This window comes from Bacillus sp. COPE52 (assembly GCF_003355115.1).
GTDB lineage: Bacteria > Bacillota > Bacilli > Bacillales > Bacillaceae_G > Bacillus_A > Bacillus_A toyonensis.
Genome location: NZ_CP031292.1, coordinates 108211 through 124182, shown reverse-complemented (window position 1 = coordinate 124182; position 15972 = coordinate 108211). Strand labels below are relative to the sequence as shown.

Sequence of the window (15972 nt, the reverse complement as noted above, 5' to 3'; positions counted from 1 at the left end):
ATAGGTTCGAGGTGGAAGCATGGTGACATGTGGAGCTGACGAATACTAATAGATCGAGGACTTAACCATATAATATGAAGCAATGTTATCTAGTTTTGAAGGAATATGCCTTCATAGTTTGGTGATGATGGCAGAGAGGTCACACCCGTTCCCATACCGAACACGGAAGTTAAGCTCTCTAGCGCCGATGGTAGTTGGGACCTTGTCCCTGTGAGAGTAGGACGTCGCCAAGCAACTAAAACACGAGTCAAATGACTCGTGTTTTTTCGTGTTTTATTTTATAATCCATAGTAATAAAAAAATGTGTTTAAAGTATTAATATTTTGATTAAATACAGGAGAATGTGGCTAGGATAGTGAATAAGCAAAAGAGTTGCAAATTTTATTAATACGTATATAATTAAAGTCAAAGATAGTCAAAGTCAATAAAGGTGGCGGATAAATGAGAAATATATCTGATATCATTGAGCAATATCTAAAGCAAGTTATTGACTTAAGCAATAATAATGTGATTGAAATTAAGAGAAATGAGATTGCGGATCGGTTCGAGTGCGTACCATCTCAAATCAATTATGTAATCAATACCCGTTTTACGTTAGAAAGAGGATTTGTAGTAGAAAGTAAACGTGGTGGAGGAGGTTACATTCGCATTATAAAAGTCAAACTGCATGACGATATAGACATTATTGATCAAATGCTTCATATGATTGATCATAGTGTTGCGCAAGGGAATGCAGAAAGCATGATTATACGTTTAATAGAAGAGGGAATCATAACAAATCGTGAAGCGAAACTGATGTTAAGCGTAATAGATCGTTCTGTATTATCAATGGATGTTCCTTCTCGAGATGAACTTAGGGCTCGAATATTATGCGCAATGTTAAGAACACTGAAATATAAATAAATATAGCTTTTGTAAAAGAATGATGACTAAGATAAAGCAGTTAAATGTTGTAGAAGTTTTGAAAAAGAACATGCACTTTTATTTAAACGGATTCGGGAAAGCGAACAATCTAGTAATGTATGAAAAGTATCATGAGATAGAGCGTTCCTGTTGTAAAGGTGGGGATAGTGATGACTTGTCAAAACTGTAATATAAGACCAGCGACTTTACATTATACAAAAGTAATTAACGAGAAGAAGGCGGAAGTTCATCTTTGTGAGCAATGTGCAGAGCAAAGTGGCTATACGTCTTTCTTTCAATCATCGCAGTCTAACTTTTCATTTCATGATTTATTCGCTGGTTTATTACACGGTGAATCAACAATGTTTGAAGAAGGAAAAAATGGATTTTCAAATGCAAATATAGTAAGATGCCCAGATTGTAAGATGACATATGAACAATTTACAAAAGTGGGACGTTTTGGCTGTTCTTCTTGCTACGATACATTTAAGGAGCATTTAAAGCCACTATTAAAACGTCTTCATGGTGGGCATACAGATCATTGTGGAAAAATTCCGGAACGTATAGAAGGAAATATCCACTTAAAGAAAGAATTAGATGAACTAAAACTCATTCTGAAACAATGCGTACAGAAAGAGGAATTTGAGAAAGCTGCAGAGGTAAGAGATAAGATTCGAGGTCTTGAAATACATCTTAGTGAGCATAGAGAGGGGGAATAGTTCTATGTCACTGGACAAAATTATGAATGAAGCGATTAGTCCATGGATGAAGGGGGATGGCCCTGATTCTGATATTGTTTTAAGTAGTCGAATTCGTTTGGCTCGTAATTTTAAACAATATCAATTTTCTACTATGCAAAACGAAGAAGAAGCTAAACAGATTCATGAATTATTTAAAAAGAAATTTATAAATAAAGCAGTAGGGTCCTTTGGGGAGTTTGGACTATTAAAGATGAATGAATTAACCCCTCTTCAAAGGAGAGTTTTAGTCGAAAAGCATTTAATTAGTCCAAATCTTGCAGGGACAGAATATGGAGCATGTCTACTATCAGAAAGTGAACATATTAGTGTTATGCTTAATGAAGAAGACCATATTCGGATTCAGTGCCTATTTTCAGGATTACAGTTATCAGAGGCGCTTCAAAGCGCCAATCAAATAGATAATTGGATTGAGAAAGAAGTTGAATACGCTTTTGATGAATCACTTGGATATATTACAAGCTGTCCTACTAATGTTGGCACAGGGTTAAGAGCTTCTGTGATGATTCATTTACCGGGACTGGTTTTAACAAAAAGAATTAGCCGTATTATACAAGTAATTCAAAAATTAGGGTTAGTAGTAAGAGGAATATACGGTGAAGGTAGCGAAGCGTTAGGTAATATATTTCAAGTGTCAAATCAAATGACGCTAGGAAAGTCTGAAGAAGATATTATTGCAGATTTAAAAGGTGTCATTCAACAAATTATACAGCAAGAAAAAATGGCTAGAGAATTAATTGTACAAAATTCAAGTATTGAACTTGAAGATAAGGTTTATCGTTCTTACGGCATACTAGCAAACAGTCGTTTAATTCAATCTGCAGAAGCTGCTAATTGCTTATCAGATGTACGACTTGGTATTGATCTAGGATATATAAAAGGTATATCGAGAAATATTTTGACGGAGTTAATGGTTCTTACTCAACCGGGCATTTTACAACAATACGCAGGAGGACCTTTAGGGCCAGAAGAAAGAGATTATCGAAGATCAACCTTAATCCGTGAGCGATTACGTATTGAAAAAAACTAAGCGCAAGTAGGAGGCGATTTCTATGATGTTTGGAAGATTTACAGAAAGAGCACAGAAAGTATTAGCTTTATCTCAAGAGGAAGCAATTCGTATTGGGCATAATAATATTGGAACAGAACATATTTTACTTGGGCTTGTACGCGAAGGTGAAGGAATTGCAGCAAAAGCGTTAATTGCTCTTGGATTAAGTCCAGAGAAAGTTCAAAAAGAAGTAGAAGCGTTAATTGGGCGTGGAACAGAAGCTTCTCAAACTGTACATTATACACCTCGTGCTAAAAAGGTTATTGAATTATCTATGGATGAAGCGCGTAAGCTAGGCCATTCTTACGTTGGAACAGAACACATTTTACTCGGTTTAATCCGTGAAGGTGAAGGTGTAGCGGCACGTGTTTTAAATAATTTAGGTGTAAGTTTAAATAAAGCGAGACAACAAGTGTTACAACTTCTTGGAAGTAATGAAGCTAGTTCAGGTCATCAAGGTGGTTCAGCAACAAATGCAAATACACCGACACTTGACAGTTTAGCAAGGGACTTAACAGTTGTTGCACGTGAAAATCGCTTAGACCCTGTTATTGGACGTGGTAAAGAAATTCAACGTGTAATTGAGGTGTTAAGCCGTAGAACGAAAAACAACCCAGTATTAATCGGTGAGCCTGGTGTAGGTAAAACGGCAATTGCAGAAGGATTAGCACAGCAAATTGTAAATAATGAAGTTCCTGAAACTTTAAGAGATAAGCGTGTTATGACACTAGACATGGGTACAGTAGTAGCTGGAACGAAATATCGCGGTGAATTTGAAGACCGTTTAAAGAAAGTGATGGATGAAATTCGCCAAGCAGGCAATATTATTCTATTTATTGATGAGCTTCATACATTAATTGGTGCCGGTGGAGCAGAAGGTGCAATCGATGCATCGAATATTTTAAAACCATCTTTAGCACGAGGAGAGTTACAATGTATTGGGGCGACAACTTTAGATGAGTATCGCAAATATATTGAAAAAGACGCGGCTTTAGAAAGACGTTTTCAACCAATTCATGTTGATGAGCCAAGTTTAGAAGAATCGATTCAAATCTTGAAAGGTTTACGTGACCGTTATGAGGCGCATCACCGTGTATCTATTACAGATGACGCTATTGATGCAGCTGTAAAACTTTCAGATCGTTATATTACAGATCGCTTTTTACCGGATAAAGCAATTGATTTAATTGATGAAGCTGCTTCAAAAGTTCGCTTACGTTCTTATACAACACCACCAAACTTAAAAGAGCTTGAAGTGAAGCTTGAGGAGATTCGAAAAGAAAAAGATGCGGCTGTACAAAGTCAAGAATTTGAAAAGGCTGCATCTTTACGTGATATGGAACAACGCTTACGAGAGAAGTTAGAAGATACAAAACGTCAATGGAAAGAGCAACAAGGAAAAGAAAATTCAGAGGTTACGGTAGAAGATATTGCAAATGTCGTTTCTACATGGACGCGTATCCCAGTTTCTAAACTTGCACAAACAGAGACTGATAAATTATTAAACTTAGAATCCATTCTTCATGATCGTTTAATTGGTCAAGATGAAGCGGTAGTAGCTGTAGCAAAAGCTGTTCGTCGTGCCAGAGCAGGATTAAAAGATCCGAAGCGCCCAATTGGTTCATTTATTTTCTTAGGGCCAACAGGTGTAGGTAAAACAGAACTTGCAAGAGCACTAGCAGAATCTATGTTCGGTGATGAAGATGCAATGATTCGCATCGATATGTCAGAGTACATGGAGAAGCATTCTACTTCCCGTTTAGTTGGTTCTCCTCCAGGATATGTTGGATATGAAGAAGGTGGACAATTAACAGAGAAAGTTCGTCGCAAGCCATATTCAGTTGTCTTATTAGATGAGGTAGAGAAAGCTCATCCGGATGTGTTTAATATTTTACTACAAGTATTAGAAGATGGTCGTTTAACCGATTCTAAAGGACGTACAGTAGATTTCCGTAATACAATTGTTATTATGACATCTAACGTTGGGGCAGATGCATTAAAACGTAATAAGTATCTTGGATTTAACGTACAAGATGAGAGCCGCGATTATTCGGATATGAAAGGCAAAGTAATGGATGAACTGAAAAAAGCATTTCGTCCAGAATTCTTAAACCGTATTGATGAAATTATCGTATTCCATATGCTTGAGAAAAAACATATTCAAGAAATAGTAACTCTTATGGTAAATCAGTTAGTGAATCGCTTAAAAGAACAAGAAATCGAATTGCAATTAACAGAAGGGGCAATTTCTGCTATTGCTGATAAAGGATTTGATCGTGAGTACGGTGCTCGTCCGCTTCGTAGGGCAATTCAGAAGCATGTAGAAGATAGACTATCTGAAGAACTTTTAAAAGGTGCTATTGAGAAAGGACAAAAAGTTATCTTTGATGTAGAAGGAGAATCATTTGTCATTCATAGTGCGGAAAAGGTAAAATAAGTATAGACAAACAAAGAGGGCTACGCGATAGCCCTCTTTCTTGTACGAGAAGGATAAACGTTTATAGACGAAAGTGAAGTGAACTATAAAAAGGTATGGCTAAAAAGAAAACGAAATTTATATGTCAAGAATGTGGTTATCAGTCACCGAAATATATGGGTAAATGTCCCGGATGTGGTCAATGGAATACACTTGTTGAAGAGATGGAACCAGTTGTATCATCAAGGCGCCTTAATTACGCGAATGCAATTCAAACGGAAGTAACAAAACCAAGACGTCTTACTGAAGTAGAAACAAAGTCTGAGGCACGTATTGAAACGGAATTTCAAGAGTTTAACCGTGTGCTTGGTGGCGGAATTGTAGATGGGTCCTTAGTACTTATTGGTGGAGACCCTGGGATTGGAAAATCAACATTACTATTACAGATTTCATCGCAATTAGCAGATTCTTCATATGATGTATTATACATATCGGGTGAGGAGTCGGCAAAGCAGATTAAACTTCGTGCAGATCGTTTGCATGTAAAGGGTAGCAATCTATTTGTTGTAGCAGAGACAGACCTGCAGCGTATTGCAGCACATATTGAAGAAATGAATCCAGCTTTTGTTGTTATTGATTCTATTCAAACGATACATTTACCTGAAGTGACGTCAGCACCAGGAAGTGTGGCACAAGTACGTGAATGTACAGCGGAATTAATGAAACTTGCAAAAACAAAAGGAATCCCTATTTTCATCGTCGGACATGTGACAAAAGAAGGAGCAATTGCAGGACCTCGTATGTTAGAACATATGGTCGATGCAGTTCTCTACTTTGAGGGAGATCGACACCATACGTATCGTATTTTACGAGCTGTGAAGAACCGTTTTGGTTCCACGAATGAAATGGGTATCTTTGAAATGAAAGAGCTTGGTCTTGCGGAAGTTTTAAATCCTTCTGAAATCTTCCTTGAGGAAAGGCCGGTTGGTGTTGCAGGGTCAACAGTAGTTGCTTCAATGGAAGGAACAAGACCGGTTTTAGTAGAAATACAAGCTTTAATCTCCCCTACTAGTTTTGGAAATCCTCGAAGAATGGCGACGGGAATTGATCATAACCGTGTTTCGCTTATTATGGCAGTATTAGAAAAAAGAACAGGCTTACTATTGCAAAATCAAGATGCATATTTAAAAGTAGCTGGTGGTTTGAAATTAGATGAACCGGCAATTGATTTAGCAGTGGCTTTAAGTATAGCCTCAAGTTTTAGGGATAAATCTACGGCACCAACCGATGCAGTAATAGGAGAAGTAGGATTAACTGGAGAAATAAGAAGAGTATCAAGAATCGAACAACGTGTACAAGAAGCGGCTAAATTAGGATTTCAACGTGTTATTATTCCTAGAAAAAACTTAGGAGGATGGACAATTCCAGATGGGATTGAGGTTGTAGGTGTTTCTAATTTAGGAGAAGCGCTTCGTTTGACATTAGGAGGCTAGGCTATGGAAGAAAATAAGCAACGTGTCAAAAGTATGATTAATATTTTACAGCTCGTGGCCCCAGGGACACCACTGCGCGAAGGGATAGATAATGTACTTCGCGCACAAACAGGGGGACTAATTGTTCTTGGATATAATGAGCAGATTAAAAGTATTGTTGATGGCGGTTTTCACATTAATTGTGCATTCTCTCCTGCTAGTTTATATGAATTAGCAAAAATGGACGGGGCACTTATTTTAAATGAAACGGGAAGTAAAATTTTAATAGCAAATGCACAGTTAGTTCCAGAGGCATCTATTGATTCTATTGAAACAGGCATGCGTCACCGAACAGCAGAACGTGTAGCGAAGCAGACTGGTAGCCTTGTTGTAGCTATTTCACAAAGACGTAACGTAATTACGCTATATCAAGGGAACTTACGTTATACACTAAAAGATATAGGGGTTATTTTAACAAAGGCAAATCAAGCTATTCAAACGTTAGAAAAATATAAGGCTGTATGGAATGATGGTATTACGAATTTGGGCATTCTAGAATTTGAAGAGGTCGTTACAATGTCCGAGGTCGTTCACGTTTTACATAGTGTTGAAATGGTACTGCGTATTAAAAATGAAATATTGAGCTATATTCATGAGCTAGGAACAGAAGGTAGGTTAATCCGTTTACAACTTACAGAACTACTAGCTGATTTAGAGGCAGAGGCAGCATTATTAATCAAAGATTATCACCAAGAAAAAACACAAGACCATCATCAAATTTTGAAAAAGTTGCAGGACCTTGCAAATACACAACTTTTAGAGGATAGTGATTTAGTTAAATTACTTGGCTACCCAGGGCAAACGAGTTTAGAAGAAAGTGTGACGCCAAGGGGATATCGAATCACAAGCAAAATCTCTCGTGTTCCGCCACTTATCATTGAAAATTTAATTAATCGATTCAAAACGTTGCAAGGTGTTTGTCGCGCGACTATTCATGAATTGGATGATGTGGAAGGAATTGGAGAAGTAAGGGCGAAGAAAATACGAGAAGGCTTAAAAAGAATTCAAGAGCATCTCTATATGAGTAGACACAATTAAGAATATTACATTGATTCCATAATATAACGACACTAGAACATTTTTGGTATATGATATGATATATTGGTAAATAAAACTATTTATAAAAAAACACGTCCGCTTTTGCATTCGGCGTTTTGATTAGCGAAACAATGGTTAATAATGAGTAGGAGGTGGTTGGATGTTAAAACGGATCGTACAGCTCTTCTTTCTAGTAATTGGGGGAGCGTTAGGGATTTACTTAATCCCAAAAGTTATTAATGTATTAGACATCGGTGCTGTTCCTTTATTGGAAGGATCGTATGTTCGTGCAATTATTGGTGCAATTATTTTATTTTTAACAACATTTTGGCTTGTAGATTATATTGTTCAACTTATTAAGCATATTGAAGAGGCTCTTGTAAAGGCGCCTGTAGCAGATGTTTTATTTGGTACATTAGGGTTAATCTCTGGTCTCATTGTTGCATATTTAATTTTAATACCAATTCGTGAATTTACAATTCCGGTTATTAGCACAGTATTGCAAGTGTTCTTTACTCTTTTACTTGGATATTTAGGATTCCAAGTAGGATTTAAAAAGAGGAATGAATTGCTAGGATTATTTACATTACCCCAACGCGGAGGTAAGAAGAAAAACAATAGTGAGAACGAAGAGATAGAGGTAGAAAAATCTACGGCTCATTGGAAAATTCTCGATACGAGTGTAATTATTGATGGACGTATTGCTGATATTTGCCAAACGAAGTTTTTAGAAGGAACAATTGTAATTCCACAATTCGTATTAGAAGAGCTTCAGCATATTGCCGACTCCTCCGATGCTTTAAAGCGTAATCGTGGTCGCAGAGGACTAGACATTTTAAATCGTATTCAAAAAGAGATGCCGATTCCGGTAGAAATTTATGAAGGCGATTTCGAGGATATCCAAGAGGTGGATAGCAAACTTGTAAAGTTAGCTAAAATCACCGGTGGAACTGTAGTAACAAATGATTTTAACTTAAATAAAGTTTCTGAATTACAAGGAGTAACGGTGTTAAACATTAATGATTTAGCTAATGCAATTAAACCAGTTGTACTCCCTGGCGAAGAATTAAGTGTTTATGTTGTGAAAGATGGTAAAGAGCAAAACCAAGGTGTTGCGTACTTAGATGATGGTACGATGATTGTAGTAGAAGATGGTAGAGAGTATGTAGGTTCGCAACTTAATGTACTAGTTACTAGCGTATTACAAACATCGGCTGGTCGTATGATTTTCGCAAAACGTAAATTATTAGAAAAAGCATTATAGGTAGAGGATTATTAATATGTATACATTAATTATTCCGGCAGCCGGTCAAGGAAAGCGGATGGGTGCTGGCAAAAATAAGTTGTTCTTACTTATAAATGAAGTACCGATTATCGTGCATACATTACGTGCTTTTGAAAGAGATAAGGCGTGCAAAAGTATTGTTATGGCAATTAACGAAGAGGAACGCCCGTATTTTGAAGAATTAATGCAGAAGTATCCGATTGAAAAACAGGTGCAATTTATTCAAGGTGGGGCTGAAAGACAAGATAGTGTATATAACGCGATTCAGCATGCAAGTGATGTGGAATACGTTCTTGTGCATGACGGAGCGCGCCCATTCGTAACGAATAAAGTGATTCAAGATGTATTAACAGCAGCAGAAAAATATGGGGCTTCCATTTGTGCAGTGCCAGTAAAGGATACAGTGAAGAAAGTAGAACAAGGTGTTGTTGTCGAAACGGTAGAACGATCTCAGCTTAAGGCTGTACAAACACCGCAAGGGTTCTCTGTTTCGCTTTTGTTAGAAGCTCATAGAAGTGCAAAACAGAGCTGTTTTCTTGGTACAGATGATGCAAGTCTCGTAGAACGCATTGGTAAGCAAGTAGGTGTAGTAGAGGGGAGTTACTATAATATTAAAGTGACGACTCCAGAGGATTTACTAATTGCTGAAAGTTTCCTTCATGTTCAGAAAAAATAGCCGTGATGGTGTATAACAAAGGAAAGCTCGGCAATAGCCGGGCTTTTCTTTGTAAGGATATCGATATAATATAGAGTCATAAAGCTCAGTGGTTTAGCTCAAGGAGGATGTAAAGAATGTTTCGAATTGGACAAGGTTTTGATGTACATGAATTTGCAGAAGGTAGACCGTTAATTATCGGCGGAATTACAATTCCCCATGAGAAGGGATTAATCGGTCACTCAGATGCGGATGTATTGTTACATACGATTGCTGACGCATGTCTAGGAGCAATTGCAGCAGGAGATATTGGAAAGCATTTTCCTGATACTGATCCTGCCTTTAAAGATGCAGATTCAGCTATATTACTACAAAAGGTTTGGGAATTTGTACGCGAACAAGGTTACGAGCTAGGAAACCTAGATTGTACAATTATTGCTCAAAAGCCAAAAATGGCACCGCATATTGAAAGTATGCGTAAACGTATTAGTGAACTGTTAGAAACGTCTATAGATAACATTAATGTAAAGGCAACAACAACAGAAAAATTAGGATTTACAGGTAGAGAAGAAGGAATTGCTTCTCAAGCAGTGGTATTATTACAGAAAAAATAATGGTTTTTAATTCGTAAGATGGATAATCACATTTTTTTGTTGTACAATTATAGAATGTGTTGACATTAAGAATGGAAGGTGTACCAATTATGGAAAAGCAAGTGAGAGTGCGCTATGCGCCAAGTCCAACAGGACACTTACATATCGGAAATGCGCGTACGGCATTATTTAATTATTTATTTGCTCGTCATCAAGATGGTAAGTTTATTATTCGTATTGAAGATACTGATGTAAAACGTAATGTTGCAGGTGGAGAAGAAAGCCAATTAAAATACTTGAAATGGCTCGGTATGGACTGGGATGAAGGTGTTGATGTTGGTGGTGAATTCGGACCATATCGTCAAACAGAGCGTTTAGATATTTATAAAAAATTATATCTAGATTTATTAGAGCGTGGTTTAGCTTACAAATGTTATATGACAGAAGAAGAGCTGGAAGCAGAGCGTGAAGGACAAATTTCTCGTGGTGAAACACCTCGTTATGCAGGTAACCATCGTGATTTAACTGAAGAACAAATGAAAGAATTTGAAGCTGAGGGACGTATTCCAAGTATTCGTTTCCGTGTACCAGCTGATCGTGATTACACATTCAAAGACATCGTAAAAGATGAAGTTGCATTCCATTCAAATGATTTCGGTGATTTTGTTATCGTGAAAAAAGATGGAATTCCAACTTATAACTTTGCGGTAGCAGTAGATGATCACTTAATGGAGATTACACATGTGCTTCGTGGCGATGATCATATTTCAAATACGCCAAAACAAATGATGATTTATGAAGCTTTCGGTTGGGACATCCCACAATTCGGTCATATGACCCTAATTGTTAACGAAAGCCGTAAAAAGTTAAGTAAACGTGATGAATCTATTATTCAATTTATTGAGCAATATAAAGAGCTAGGATATCTTCCAGAAGCAATCTTTAACTTTATTGCACTACTAGGTTGGTCGCCGGTAGGAGAAGAAGAGATCTTCTCTAAAGATGAGTTCATCAAAATGTTCGATGCAGCTCGTTTATCAAAATCACCTGCATTATTTGATTCTCAAAAATTAAAATGGATGAACAACCAGTATATGAAAAAGCAAGATTTAGATACGGTTGTAGAGTTAAGTTTACCGCATTTAGTGAAAGCTGGACGTGTAGGCGAAACTTTAAGTGAACAAGAACAAGCTTGGATTCGTGATGTAATTGCTTTATATCATGACCAAATGAGTTTCGGAGCTGAAATCGTAGAGCTTTCTGAAATGTTCTTTAAAGATCATGTTGATTATGAAGAAGAAGGACAAGAAGTGTTAAATGGTGAACAGGTACCTGAAGTACTTCGTGCATTTGCTGGTCAAATAGAAGCTCTAGAAGCGATGGAGCCTGCAGCGATTAAGGCAGCTATTAAAGCAGTTCAAAAGGAAACAGGGCATAAAGGTAAAAACTTATTTATGCCAATCCGTGTTGCTACTACTGGTCAAACACATGGTCCAGAGCTTCCTAATGCGATTGCACTTCTTGGGAAAGAAAAAGTTTTAAATCGTCTTCAAAAAGTAATTGGTTAACATTTTCTAGGTTTAGAAATATAATAAGTATACTTAAAATCTAATAAGGAAAAGCGACGAGAAGGAGAAGTAGAAAATCAGGCTTTTTACAGAGAGAACCACCTTTAGGCTGGAAGTGGTTTATAAGCGGATTTTTGAAATGCCCCTTCGAGTCTTCTGCTGAACAACGAATTGTTTCGTGAAATGTCTTAGGGCGTAAAGTAAGCAGAAGCGGTGTACACCGTTATCATGGATGAGTTTGAGGCTTTTTTATTAGCCTAAACAGAGTGGAACCGCGCTTAAAAGGCGTCTCTGTCAATATGACAGAGGCGTCTTTTTTTATACCGTAAAAGTCGGTATAAGTATAAGTTTGATCTCCTTGTATAAAGATTTAGAGGATAAGTGGGGAGTTAAGGGAGTTAGTTCACTCGAAAAAGCAGCCCATAAAGGGGAGGGGACATCGATGTTTAAGAGGCTTCGGGAAGATATTGAAGTCGTTTTTGAACAGGATCCAGCGGCACGAAGTTATTTCGAAGTCATTTTGACTTACTCTGGATTACATGCAGTTTGGGCCCATCGAATTGCACATGCTTTTTATAAAAAGAATTTCTTTTTTATTGCACGTTGGATTTCACAAGTTAGTCGGTTTTTTACTGGCATTGAGATTCATCCAGGAGCAACAATTGGTCGTCATTTTTTCATTGACCATGGAATGGGGGTTGTAATTGGAGAAACGTGTGAGATTGGTGATAATGTAACAATTTATCAAGGTGTTACATTAGGTGGTACGGGAAAAGAAAAGGGAAAGAGGCACCCTACAATTCAGGATAATGTATTAATTGCAACAGGTGCTAAAGTACTAGGCTCAATTACTGTTGGAGAGAATTCTAAAATTGGAGCAGGATCCGTTGTATTAAAAGAAGTCCCTGCGCATTCTACAGTTGTAGGTATACCTGGCCGAGTCGTTATTCAAAATGGAGTGAAGATTGGTCAAGAGTTAAATCATTCCGATCTTCCGGATCCGATTTTTGATAAATTAAAGGTTATGGAAGCAGAACTTGATAAATTGAAAAAGCAACTTGAAGTAAAGGTAGAAAGGAAGGATAAAAATGACTATTCACATTTATAATACGCTAACACGTCAAAAGGAAGAGTTTATTCCATTAGAAGAAAATAAGGTAAAGATGTATGTTTGCGGTCCTACAGTATATAACTACATCCATATTGGGAATGCGAGACCCCCTATGGTGTTCGATACAGTACGCCGTTATTTAGAATACAAAGGGTACGAAGTGCAGTATGTATCTAACTTTACTGACGTAGATGATAAATTAATTAAAGCGGCAAATGAATTAGGTGAAGATGTACCGACAATTGCTGACCGTTTCGTTGAAGCATATTTTGAAGATGTAACCGCACTAGGTTGCAAACATGCAACAGTTCATCCGCGTGTAACAGAAAATATGGATATTATTATTGAATTTATTCAAGAACTTGTGAATAAAGGGTATGCATATGAATCAGAAGGTGATGTGTACTTTAGAACGAAAGAATTCGAAGGTTACGGTAAATTATCGCATCAGCCAATCGCTGATTTACGTCATGGTGCACGTATTGAAGTAGGAGAAAAGAAACAAGACCCTCTTGACTTTGCTTTATGGAAAGCTGCAAAAGAGGGAGAAATCTTCTGGGAAAGCCCTTGGGGGAAAGGACGTCCAGGGTGGCATATTGAATGCTCAGCGATGGCACGTAAGTACTTAGGGGATACAATTGACATTCATGCTGGTGGTCAAGACTTAGCATTTCCTCATCATGAAAATGAAATTGCGCAGTCCGAGGCGTTGACTGGAAAAACATTTGCACGTTACTGGATGCATAATGGATATATTAATATTGATAATGAGAAGATGTCTAAGTCACTTGGAAACTTCATTTTAGTTCACGATATCATTAAGCAATATGATCCACAGTTAATTAGATTCTTTATGCTATCAGTACATTACCGTCATCCAATTAACTTTAGTGAAGAGTTATTACAAAGTACGAATAACGGGCTAGAAAGAATTAAAACAGCTTACGGTAACTTAAAGCATCGTATGGAAAGTAGCGCGAATTTAACAGATCATAATGAGAAATGGTTAGCTGAGATGGAAAAATTCCAGGCTGCATTTGAAGAAGCAATGGATGATGACTTCAATACTGCTAATGCGATTACTGAATTATATAATGTAGCAAATCACGCAAATCAATATTTATTAGAAGAACATACTTCTAAAGTTGTAATTGAAGCATACGTGAAACAACTTGAAACATTATTCGATATTTTAGGATTAGAATTAGCAAAAGAAGAATTGCTTGATGAGGAAATTGAGGCACTTATCCAAAAGCGTATTGAAGCTCGTAAAAATCGTGATTTCGCATTATCTGATCAAATTCGCGATGATTTAAAAGAACGGAATATTATTTTAGAAGATACCGCACAAGGTACAAGATGGAAAAGAGGATAAGAATGATTGATGCAAAGCAATTAAACAGCTTAGCGTTAGCATATATGGGTGATGCGGTATATGAACAATATATCCGCTATCACCTCCTTCAAAAAGGAAAAGTTCGTCCTAATCAATTACATCGCTTAGGGACGAGCTTTGTTTCGGCAAAAGCACAGGCGAAAGTTGTTTATCATTTATTAGAGACGTCATTTTTGACAGAGGAAGAAGAGGCGGTATTAAGAAGAGGGCGTAATGCAAATTCAGGTACCGTTCCGAAAAATACGGATGTACAAACATATCGACATAGTACAGCCTTTGAAGCGCTAATTGGTTATCATCACTTATTAAATAATCGTGAAAGATTAGACGAAATTGTATATAAGGCAATTGCAGTTTTAGAAGAAAAGGAAGGGGGCACATCATCATGAGTAGTGAATATATTATCGGACGTAACCCTGTAATTGAAGCGTTACGATCAGGGAGAGATATTAATAAAATTTGGATCGCAGAAGGTGCTGCCAAAGGGCAAGTGCAGATTGTACTAGCATTAGCGAAAGAAAATAAGATTATTTTACAACATGCACCAAAGAAGAAGTTAGATCAATTAGTTGAGGGTAATCATCAAGGTGTAATTGCTCAAGTAGCTGCATACCAGTATGCTGAATTAGAAGATTTATTCAAAGTAGCAGAAAAACGTAATGAAGATCCATTCTTCTTAATCTTAGATGAAATTGAAGATCCGCATAACCTAGGTTCTATTATACGTACTGCTGATGCCACAGGAGCTCATGGGGTTATTATTCCGAAAAGAAGGGCTGTAGGACTTACAGCATCAGTTGCGAAAGCATCAACAGGAGCAATTGAATATATTCCAGTTGCGCGCGTAACAAACTTATCTCGCACAATTGATGAATTGAAGGAACGCGGACTTTGGATTGCTGGTACAGATGCCAAAGGAAAAACGGATTACCGTAATTTAGATGGTAAAATGCCGATTGGATTAGTAATTGGTAGTGAAGGAAAAGGTATGAGTCGTATTATTGGTGAAAAGTGTGATTTCTTAATTACTTTACCGATGGTTGGTAAAGTTACATCCTTAAATGCTTCAGTAGCCGCAAGTTTGTTAATGTATGAGGTATATCGTAAACGTCACGAAATTGGTAAATAAAAAATGAACGATATTTTAATCGTTGACGGTTACAACATTATCGGAGCTTGGGGAGACTTGAAAAAACTACGGGATGTAGATTTGCAATCATCAAGAGACGCGCTTATTGATAAGATGGCGGATTATCAAGGATATACAGGAACGAAAGTAATGATAGTCTTTGATGCCTATACAGTCCACGGTATTGAAAAAAAGATGAAACAATCGCGGGTGGAAGTAATATTCACGCGCAAAAATCAAACTGCGGACGAAAAGATAGAGAAACTTGCGATTGAGCTTAGAAATATAAATACACAAATATATGTTGCGACTTCTGATTATACGGAACAATGGGTTATATTTGCGCAAGGTGCCCTTCGGAAATCTGCGCGTGAATTAGAGTTAGAAGTACAAGCGATGGAACAACAAGTAAGAAGACGTACAAAAGACACGAAAGAAAAGCAACCTGCCATGCGAAAGATATTTAGTGAGGATATTACAGAAAAATTAGAAAAATTAAGAAGAGGAGAGCGTTGAAGCATTGACGCTCTTTGTCTT

The 15972-nt window shown here is 37.2% G+C and carries 15 protein-coding genes, 1 rRNA gene and 1 other annotated feature; all 16 genes read left to right on the top strand.

Annotated features, from left to right (window positions below):
* The first annotated feature begins 117 nt into the window (after positions 1 to 117).
* Positions 118 to 233 (top strand): 5S ribosomal RNA (gene rrf / locus DPQ31_RS00740).
* 208 nt (positions 234 to 441) lie between these two features.
* Positions 442 to 903, top strand: a complete 462-nt coding sequence (ctsR, locus tag DPQ31_RS00735; RefSeq protein WP_001244560.1) for a transcriptional regulator CtsR — start codon at positions 442 to 444, stop codon at positions 901 to 903.
* A 170-nt stretch (positions 904 to 1073) separates the two neighbouring features.
* A complete protein-coding gene (locus DPQ31_RS00730; RefSeq protein WP_000128388.1) occupies positions 1074 to 1622 on the top strand; it encodes a protein-arginine kinase activator protein McsA in 549 nt (182 codons plus the stop codon).
* A gap of 4 nt (positions 1623 to 1626) precedes the next feature.
* On the top strand, positions 1627 to 2691 hold the full coding sequence (locus DPQ31_RS00725) for a protein-arginine kinase McsB (RefSeq protein WP_000050835.1): 1065 nt from the start codon (positions 1627 to 1629) through the stop codon (positions 2689 to 2691).
* 22 nt (positions 2692 to 2713) lie between these two features.
* A complete protein-coding gene (clpC, locus tag DPQ31_RS00720) occupies positions 2714 to 5149 on the top strand; it encodes an ATP-dependent protease ATP-binding subunit ClpC (protein ID WP_000971171.1) in 2436 nt (811 codons plus the stop codon).
* Between the two features lie 95 nt (positions 5150 to 5244).
* Positions 5245 to 6621, top strand: coding sequence for a DNA repair protein RadA (radA, locus tag DPQ31_RS00715; RefSeq protein ID WP_001085199.1), 1377 nt, complete (start codon positions 5245 to 5247; stop codon positions 6619 to 6621).
* 3 nt (positions 6622 to 6624) lie between these two features.
* Positions 6625 to 7698: a DNA integrity scanning diadenylate cyclase DisA gene (gene disA, locus DPQ31_RS00710; protein WP_000392164.1), complete on the top strand. Its 1074-nt coding sequence runs from the start codon at positions 6625 to 6627 to the stop codon at positions 7696 to 7698.
* 160 nt (positions 7699 to 7858) lie between these two features.
* Positions 7859 to 8962 (top strand): PIN/TRAM domain-containing protein, encoded by a 1104-nt coding sequence (locus DPQ31_RS00705; protein ID WP_000919680.1) that lies wholly within the window; start codon positions 7859 to 7861, stop codon positions 8960 to 8962.
* A 16-nt stretch (positions 8963 to 8978) separates the two neighbouring features.
* Complete coding sequence (gene ispD / locus DPQ31_RS00700; protein ID WP_000288308.1) at positions 8979 to 9659, top strand: 2-C-methyl-D-erythritol 4-phosphate cytidylyltransferase; 681 nt, start codon at positions 8979 to 8981, stop codon at positions 9657 to 9659.
* A gap of 116 nt (positions 9660 to 9775) precedes the next feature.
* Positions 9776 to 10252: a 2-C-methyl-D-erythritol 2,4-cyclodiphosphate synthase gene (gene ispF / locus DPQ31_RS00695; protein ID WP_000488380.1), complete on the top strand. Its 477-nt coding sequence runs from the start codon at positions 9776 to 9778 to the stop codon at positions 10250 to 10252.
* A gap of 89 nt (positions 10253 to 10341) precedes the next feature.
* A complete protein-coding gene (gltX, locus tag DPQ31_RS00690) occupies positions 10342 to 11799 on the top strand; it encodes a glutamate--tRNA ligase (RefSeq protein WP_000415160.1) in 1458 nt (485 codons plus the stop codon).
* A gap of 47 nt (positions 11800 to 11846) precedes the next feature.
* Positions 11847 to 12095: a binding site (T-box leader), on the top strand.
* Between the two features lie 146 nt (positions 12096 to 12241).
* The gene (cysE, locus tag DPQ31_RS00685; RefSeq protein ID WP_000476498.1) at positions 12242 to 12907 is read left to right on the top strand and encodes a serine O-acetyltransferase; all 666 of its coding nucleotides are present in this window, start codon (positions 12242 to 12244) and stop codon (positions 12905 to 12907) included.
* The gene (gene cysS, locus DPQ31_RS00680) at positions 12888 to 14285 is read left to right on the top strand and encodes a cysteine--tRNA ligase (RefSeq protein ID WP_000152262.1); all 1398 of its coding nucleotides are present in this window, start codon (positions 12888 to 12890) and stop codon (positions 14283 to 14285) included. The genes cysE and cysS overlap by 20 nt, the downstream gene beginning before the upstream one ends.
* A 2-nt stretch (positions 14286 to 14287) precedes the next feature.
* Positions 14288 to 14695 (top strand): Mini-ribonuclease 3, encoded by a 408-nt coding sequence (locus DPQ31_RS00675; RefSeq protein ID WP_000564265.1) that lies wholly within the window; start codon positions 14288 to 14290, stop codon positions 14693 to 14695.
* A complete protein-coding gene (gene rlmB / locus DPQ31_RS00670; RefSeq protein WP_208731458.1) occupies positions 14692 to 15435 on the top strand; it encodes a 23S rRNA (guanosine(2251)-2'-O)-methyltransferase RlmB in 744 nt (247 codons plus the stop codon). Before DPQ31_RS00675 ends, rlmB begins: the two co-directional genes overlap by 4 nt.
* A gap of 3 nt (positions 15436 to 15438) precedes the next feature.
* Positions 15439 to 15951, top strand: coding sequence for an NYN domain-containing protein (locus DPQ31_RS00665; RefSeq protein WP_000997879.1), 513 nt, complete (start codon positions 15439 to 15441; stop codon positions 15949 to 15951).
* Positions 15952 to 15972: the final 21 nt, after the last annotated feature.

Coding starts and splice junctions, on each gene's coding strand:
- ctsR (WP_001244560.1), top strand. CDS start 442: ATGAGAAATATATCTGATATCATTGAGCAATATCTAAAGCAAGTTATT.
- DPQ31_RS00730 (WP_000128388.1), top strand. CDS start 1,074: ATGACTTGTCAAAACTGTAATATAAGACCAGCGACTTTACATTATACA.
- DPQ31_RS00725 (WP_000050835.1), top strand. CDS start 1,627: ATGTCACTGGACAAAATTATGAATGAAGCGATTAGTCCATGGATGAAG.
- clpC (WP_000971171.1), top strand. CDS start 2,714: ATGATGTTTGGAAGATTTACAGAAAGAGCACAGAAAGTATTAGCTTTA.
- radA (WP_001085199.1), top strand. CDS start 5,245: ATGGCTAAAAAGAAAACGAAATTTATATGTCAAGAATGTGGTTATCAG.
- disA (WP_000392164.1), top strand. CDS start 6,625: ATGGAAGAAAATAAGCAACGTGTCAAAAGTATGATTAATATTTTACAG.
- DPQ31_RS00705 (WP_000919680.1), top strand. CDS start 7,859: ATGTTAAAACGGATCGTACAGCTCTTCTTTCTAGTAATTGGGGGAGCG.
- ispD (WP_000288308.1), top strand. CDS start 8,979: ATGTATACATTAATTATTCCGGCAGCCGGTCAAGGAAAGCGGATGGGT.
- ispF (WP_000488380.1), top strand. CDS start 9,776: ATGTTTCGAATTGGACAAGGTTTTGATGTACATGAATTTGCAGAAGGT.
- gltX (WP_000415160.1), top strand. CDS start 10,342: ATGGAAAAGCAAGTGAGAGTGCGCTATGCGCCAAGTCCAACAGGACAC.
- cysE (WP_000476498.1), top strand. CDS start 12,242: ATGTTTAAGAGGCTTCGGGAAGATATTGAAGTCGTTTTTGAACAGGAT.
- cysS (WP_000152262.1), top strand. CDS start 12,888: ATGACTATTCACATTTATAATACGCTAACACGTCAAAAGGAAGAGTTT.
- DPQ31_RS00675 (WP_000564265.1), top strand. CDS start 14,288: ATGATTGATGCAAAGCAATTAAACAGCTTAGCGTTAGCATATATGGGT.
- rlmB (WP_208731458.1), top strand. CDS start 14,692: ATGAGTAGTGAATATATTATCGGACGTAACCCTGTAATTGAAGCGTTA.
- DPQ31_RS00665 (WP_000997879.1), top strand. CDS start 15,439: ATGAACGATATTTTAATCGTTGACGGTTACAACATTATCGGAGCTTGG.